Origin of the sequence: Amycolatopsis sp. SID8362, from assembly GCF_010550475.1 — a bacterium.
GTDB classification, from domain to species: domain Bacteria; phylum Actinomycetota; class Actinomycetes; order Mycobacteriales; family Pseudonocardiaceae; genus Amycolatopsis; species Amycolatopsis eburnea.
In genome coordinates this window covers 1-475 of the sequence record NZ_JAAGNB010000169.1, presented here as the reverse complement: position 1 = coordinate 475, position 475 = coordinate 1, and the positions used below count along the sequence as shown (strand labels likewise).

At 76.4% G+C, this 475-nt stretch carries 1 protein-coding gene; it reads right to left on the bottom strand.

The features are described 5' to 3' along the window. Window positions 1-475: hypothetical protein (locus tag G3I65_RS05955; RefSeq protein ID WP_160695210.1), on the bottom strand; the 475-nt coding region annotated here is incomplete at both ends.

The window sequence follows — 475 nt, the reverse complement described above, 5'->3', positions numbered from 1 at the left end:
CGAGCCGGGCGGCCTTGATCTCGCCGCCTTCGATGCGCACCTGTGGTTCGCCCGCGGCGAAGACGCCCGGCAGCGCGGCCATGGAGGCCGGCTCCCGGTCGACGTCGACCAGCCCGAACCGGCCGGGGTGCTCCGACTGCGCGCTGCGGACCAGGCCCCAGACCGCCGCCGCGGCGTGGTCGCCGTCGTGGGCGTCCCGGGTGACGAACACCAGGTGCGAGCCGGTGGTGCGGTCGTCGGCGAGCCAGGTCTGCAGTTGCTGCAGGGCGTGCGCGGTCGCCGCGAAGACGGCGTCGGGGACCGATCCGGCCGCGGGCAGGTCGTCGGCGGTGACCGGCGCCAGCACCACGTCCGGCATCGGGGCGCCGGCCGTGACTTGCTCGAACAGCTGGGTGAGGCCGGCGTAGACCTCGGTCGCGCCGGACAGCTTGTCCCGGCCCAGAGCCACGCACAGCCCGGGGGCCGCGACGCCGGC